The sequence below is a fragment of the Thermodesulfobacteriota bacterium genome, from assembly GCA_040755095.1.
Classification (GTDB): Bacteria; Desulfobacterota; Desulfobulbia; order Desulfobulbales; family JBFMBH01; genus JBFMBH01.
Genome location: JBFMBH010000133.1, coordinates 1 through 4,938, shown reverse-complemented (window position 1 = coordinate 4,938; position 4,938 = coordinate 1). Strand labels below are relative to the sequence as shown.

Annotated in this window: 4 protein-coding genes; 3 read left to right on the top strand and 1 reads right to left on the bottom strand. The window is 65.9% G+C overall.

Annotation, left to right across the window (positions count from 1 at the left end; genetic code table 11):
* The 3 genes from AB1634_16120 to AB1634_16110 form a co-directional block, all read left to right on the top strand.
* A partial coding sequence (locus tag AB1634_16120; protein ID MEW6221040.1) for a CrcB family protein occupies nucleotides 1-375 on the top strand: 375 nt, incomplete at its 5' end.
* Nucleotides 376-420: 45 nt separating this feature from the next.
* The gene (locus AB1634_16115; GenBank protein MEW6221039.1) at nucleotides 421-1,902 is read left to right on the top strand and encodes a tetratricopeptide repeat protein; all 1,482 of its coding nucleotides are present in this window, start codon (nucleotides 421-423) and stop codon (nucleotides 1,900-1,902) included.
* 266 nt (nucleotides 1,903-2,168) lie between these two features.
* Nucleotides 2,169-3,257: an ATP-binding protein gene (locus tag AB1634_16110; protein MEW6221038.1), complete on the top strand. Its 1,089-nt coding sequence runs from the start codon at nucleotides 2,169-2,171 to the stop codon at nucleotides 3,255-3,257.
* 43 nt (nucleotides 3,258-3,300) lie between these two features.
* Here AB1634_16110 and AB1634_16105 read toward each other — a convergent pair whose 3' ends face one another.
* A complete protein-coding gene (locus AB1634_16105; GenBank protein MEW6221037.1) occupies nucleotides 3,301-4,446 on the bottom strand; it encodes an ATP-binding protein in 1,146 nt (381 codons plus the stop codon).
* Nucleotides 4,447-4,938 lie beyond the last annotated feature (492 nt).

The following is a 4,938-nucleotide window of genomic DNA, read 5'->3' as shown; positions in this document are numbered from 1 at the left end:
ACCGGCAGGATCTTCTGGCTGTCTGTGGCGGGGGCCTTGGGCGCCCGGGCCCGCTACGGCCTGTCGGCAGCCGTACAGCGCCTGGCTGGCAGCGGCTGGCCCTGGGGCACCCTGGTGGTCAATGCCGCTGGCTGCCTGGCCGCCGGCCTCCTCTGGGCCTTGTTTGAGACCCGCCTCTTACTGCCCGGCCACACCAGGCTGGTGGTCATGGTCGGCTTTCTGGGCGCCTTCACCACCTTTTCCGCCTATGTGGTGGAGACCGGTACCATGCTGCGCGCCGGCTCCTGGCTCTCTGCCGCCCTGTATATCGTGGCTCAGAACAGCCTCGGCCTGGCTACCTTCTTCCTGGGCCAGTCCCTGGGCCGGCATCTGTAGGACGGCACCAGTCGTTATGCCCAGGCGGCCTGGCGCGGAGCCCCGATGACCGGAGATCGCATCAGGCTTCGCCGGCCTCAGCTCGCAGCGCTTGGCCTCGTCCTCCTGGCGACCCTGGCCGGTGCCATCGCCTGGCGCGTGGGCAAAGAGGAGTTGCCGGACACCCTGTCCTTCGAGCCGATCGCGGTGGTGGAGAACCACCGCCGGGCCTTGGCCCACTGGGCCGCCCGCGGCCTGCGCCGCCGCACCCTCGTCCATCTGGACAGCCACGATGATCTCAAGCGGATCCCCGAAGCCCGAATCCTGGTCCTGAAAAGGCTGCTGCTGCCACCCGGAGGCCAGCCGAGCCAGGCCGCGGCGGACCAGGCCACCACCCAGGTGGAGGATGGCAATTTCCTGTACGCCGCCGCCAAGCTCGGCATCATTGATACTGTCTACTGGGTGGTGCCGGTCCGCCTGTTCACGGACCAGGAGCAGCTGCCCGCCTTTCTCCATCACCACAACTTCTCAGCCGAGGACATCGCCGGCTTCCGTTATCGGGACGGCTGTTTCCACGGCCGGATCGACGAGATCCCCCTCAACATCTGCGGCATCGAGACTCTGCCGTCCTTCCGGGAGTCCGTGCTCCTCAGCATCGACGTCGACTTCTTCCCCACCCTGGCGGACAGCTACGGCGAGTGGCCGGCGGCGGCGGTGGGCCGGGCGCTCCAGGCCCTGGCCGGCCGACTGCGGGGTGTGGAGCACACCCTGGTGGCCTACTCGGTGGATGGCGGCCATCTGAAAACCCGGCATCGCTGGGTGGGGGATCTGCTGGTGGAGGCGCTCCGGAATCCCTGGCTGCTGGCCGAGCAGCCGCTGCCGGCCCGCTACGCCGTCCTGCAGCAGGCCGAGCGCCTGTGCGTGATGGGCCGGCATGAAGCCCTGCTGGATGAGGTCCTGCCACGCCTGTCCCCGGAGACCGCCGAGCCGGCGCTGCTCACCTATCTGGCCGGCTCGCTGGCCGAGCTGGACGCCGACGCCCACGCCTACCTGTTCGCCGAGCAGGCCTGTCTGGCCAACCGCAGCTACTGCTACGGCCTGTGCGAGCTGGCCTGTTCTCTCCTCGGGACCAAGGGGCTGGCGGCCGCCGAGCGCTTCTTCCAGCGGGCCTACCAGCTCCACCCTGGGATGGCCCACGGCCAGTTCAGGCTGGCCCGGGCGCTCCAGGAGGCCGGTCGTCTGGAGGAGGCGGTGCGCTATTTCGGCATCTTCCGGGAGCGCTACGGCCCCTTCCCGGCGGATTTCTATCTGGGCCGTGCTCACCTCCTGGCCGGCGACACGACCAGGGCCCGGGCCGCCTTTGACAGCGCCCGCCAGGCCCTCCTGGCCAGCGTCAATCCGTGGTCGGAATTCGGGGACGCCGGTATCGTGCAGGAGGCCATCCGCTTCTACGAGGAGCATGGCAGCCCGGAGCTGGCTCAGGAGCTGCGCTTTGCCCTGGAGGTCCGCGGCCAGCTCTTCCGCCCGCGCCCCCATCCGGAGCATTGACCCCCCTCTCTCGGGGTGCGCCCTTGCGCGGCTCGTCAGCTGACATGCGGTGCCCACTGCCCCACCTGGGCCTTACCGGCCGGCTTGTTTCGAGCTCCCGGCTCAGAAGGAGGGCGCCGCCCCGCACCTCTGGTCTCGTCACTGGGCCGGCCAGCGAGGATTGCTGCTTCCGATTATGTGGTGTATGAATCCATAGAATGATCTAAATTTGTGGATCACCTATGACCATATTTATCAATCGGGCCATTCGGCTGGGGACTTCTCTCGTGCCCGGCAAGGCGCTGATCCTCTACGGACCGCGCCAGGCAGGCAAGACCACACTGCTGCAGCGGTATCTTGCCTCGTGTGGCCTGCGGTACCGCCTGGAGACCGGGGACGATATCCGCATGCGCCATCTTCTCGGCTCGGACGACCTCAGGCAGATCACTGCCTTCGCCGAAGGCCTTGATCTGGTCGCCATTGACGAGGCGCAACAGATTCCGGGCATCGGCCGGGGGCTGAAGATCCTGGTGGATCATCTCCCCGATTTGCGCATCATCGCCACTGGTTCATCGTCCTTTGACTTGGCAGGAGCGATCGGAGAGCCGCTGACCGGCCGCAAGCGAACCCTCATCCTGTGGCCGATCAGTCAGCTGGAGCTGCGGCAAACCGCAAGCAGGTACGATCTGCGTCAGCGGCTGGAGGAGTTTCTGGTTTACGGTGCCTACCCGGAGGTTATCGTGACCCAGGGCCGGAAGGCGAAGATTGATCTTCTGGAGGAACTGGCCGGCTCCTATCTGCTGAAGGACGTCCTGGCCCTGGAACGAATCCGCTCCTCAAGGACCCTCATCGACCTTCTGAAGCTGATCGCGTTCCAGATCGGAAGCGAGGTGTCGCTCAATGAGCTGGCCACCCAAGTCCGGTTGGATGTGAAGACGGTCGGTCGCTATCTGGACATTTTGGAAAAGGCGTTTGTGATCGTCCGGGTGGGAGGATTCAGCCGCAACTTGCGCAACGAGGTGACCAGCAAGGCAAAATACTATTTTCTGGACAACGGCATCAGGAACGCCGTCATCGGCCAGTACAATCTGCTGGACGCCCGCAATGATCTCGGAGCGCTCTGGGAGAACTTCGTCGTCACCGAGCGCCTGAAAAAACGATCCTACGCCGGCATCTTCGGCACCTTCCACTTCTGGCGTACTTACGATGGGCAGGAGATCGATTACGTGGAGGAGCGCGATGGTGGGCTGTTCGGCTTCGAGTGCAAATGGTCACCGAGCCAGCGACGAAAGCCGCCCCGGAAGTGGATGGAGTCGTATCCGGATGCGAGCCACGAGCTGATTACGCCGGACACCTATCTCGATTTCGTGGGATAGCCAGGCGCCCGTCTTGCCGCCCCCCCCTGGACCAGCGGCAGGCTCACGCTGCCAGCAGGAGATCGAGGGTGGCGGCGAGGTCCAGGGAGTATTCGCTGGCGCCGTGGATCGGGGTGGTGGTCCGGCTGACCAGGACGCAGGTATCGGCGCCAATGAGCCGAGCGCTCTTGCGCAGCCGCTCCAGATCCCGGGGCTCCGGGATACTGGTGAGCTTCACCTCGAAGGCCCACAGCCGGCCCCGGTATTCCAGCACCAGATCGATCTCCTGGCCGTCGCTGGTGCGCAGGAAGCTGGCCTGAGCAGAGGCGCCGGCGGCCTGGAGGCAGGAGAGGATCTGCTCGATCACCCACCCCTCCCAACTGGCCCCGACCCAGGGCCGGTCCAGGAGATCCTCGTCCGGCTGCCAACCCAGCAAGGCGTGGAGCAGGCCCGTATCCCGCCAGTACACCTTGGGGCTTTTGACCAGCCGTTTCCGGAGATTGGCCGCGAAGGGCGGCAAGCGGCGCACCAGGTAGGCGCCGGCGAGGAAATCGAGATAGGAGCCCACCGTGTGGTAGCTCATCCCCAGGCCCTTGCCGATCAGGGAGGCGTTCCAGGCTTGCCCGTGGACGGCCGCCAGCATGCGGAAGAGGCGCTGGGTGACCATGGGCTTGGCAGGCAGGCCCCACTGCGGCAGATCGCGCTGGGCCATCAGATCGAGATAGTGCTGCTGCCACAAGGGGAATCTGGCCGGCTCCAGCACCCCGCCATCCGGGAAGCCACCCAGGTGCCACAGGGCATCGGCCTTGGCCCAGCCCAGCTCCGCAGCCAGAAGCGGACTCAACTCGCAGAGCGCCAGCCGGCCGGCCAGGCTCTCAGCGACGCTGGTCATGAGGGCGGGGGCGATGGAGCCCAGGAGCAGAAAGCGCCCGTGCCGCTGCCGCTCGGCATCAATGGCCACCCGCAGCCGGGGAAACAGCTCCGGCATCACCTGCGCCTCGTCGAGAGCCACCAGGCTTGGCCTGGCAAGGATTTCCGCCCATTGGACATCCAGACGCAGTCGGTCCTGCGAATCTTCGAGGTCGAAGTAGAGGCCGCCCATGGCCCTGGCCAGGGTGGTCTTCCCCGCCTGGCGGGGTCCGAGCAGGGCAGCAGCCGGATAGGTCGCCAGCATCTGGCGGAGATGGGCCTGGGCAAGGCGCGGGATCATGCCCTGTATTTTAGCAACAGATTTCTATTTTGCAAGAAATCGGGGGTCAGCCCAAACAGGCGAGGACATCCCTGCCGACCGCCGGGCCTTGGCTTACGGCCTGAACGTAGTGTACTTTCTCGGATTATGTTCCGGGAGAACTCAGGAGCAAAGCAAGGAGGAAGACAATCTTTTCGCGGCTCATGCCGGCCTTCTTGAGGATATTGAGCAGGGTCCACCGTGCCCTGTATGGGCGTCTGCCGCCGGAAGACCGCCAAACAGAGGAAGGCCAGCCCATCGTTCCGGGCGGGTTTCGCCGGCGCGATGTCACGGCAGGTCGCCACCTGGCTCCACCCCCCACCTCGATTCCCGGCCTGCTGGCAGGCTGGGGCCAGGGCTATCAACGCCTTGCCGGCAACGAGATGCCGGTGATCGGCGTCGCCTGTTCTCACCAAGTCCACAAGTCGGCCAGAGCGAAGGAGACAGCGGCAAAGGGAGGGACACAACCCGGCA

What these genes read in the sequence shown, in the direction of transcription:
- AB1634_16115 (MEW6221039.1), top strand. Translation starts at nt 421, where the DNA reads ATGACCGGAGATCGCATCAGGCTTCGCCGGCCTCAGCTCGCAGCGCTT.
- AB1634_16105 (MEW6221037.1), bottom strand. Translation starts at nt 4,446, where the DNA reads ATGATCCCGCGCCTTGCCCAGGCCCATCTCCGCCAGATGCTGGCGACC.